Annotated in this window: 1 protein-coding gene; it reads left to right on the top strand. The window is 46.0% G+C overall.

Annotation, left to right across the window (positions count from 1 at the left end):
* On the top strand, positions 1–298 hold a 298-nt coding region (locus ACNQ0T_RS23815; protein WP_417930455.1), incomplete at both ends, for a dihydropteroate synthase.

Raw genomic sequence — 298 nt, 5'->3', positions numbered from 1 at the left:
TCAGATGGTGGCACTCATAATCGTTATCATGATGCTCTATACCATGTTGCCAAAATGGTACAAGAAGGGGCAACAATTATCGATATTGGCGGCGAGTCAACTCGACCTGGTGCGGCTGAAGTTTCTGTCAGTGAAGAGCTCGACCGCGTTGTACCAGTAGTGGAAGCGATTGCAAAACGTTTTGATGTTTGGATCTCTGTAGACACTTCAAAAGCCCAAGTAATGGATGAGGCCGCGAAAGCTGGGATGCATATTATTAATGATATCCGCTCGTTACATGAAGAAGACTCCCTTGCAG

Source organism: Enterobacter cloacae complex sp.6700776, assembly GCF_048284255.1.
In the GTDB taxonomy this organism is placed as follows: domain Bacteria; phylum Pseudomonadota; class Gammaproteobacteria; order Enterobacterales; family Enterobacteriaceae; genus Enterobacter; species Enterobacter intestinihominis.
This window is presented reverse-complemented; position numbering and strand designations above follow the sequence as displayed.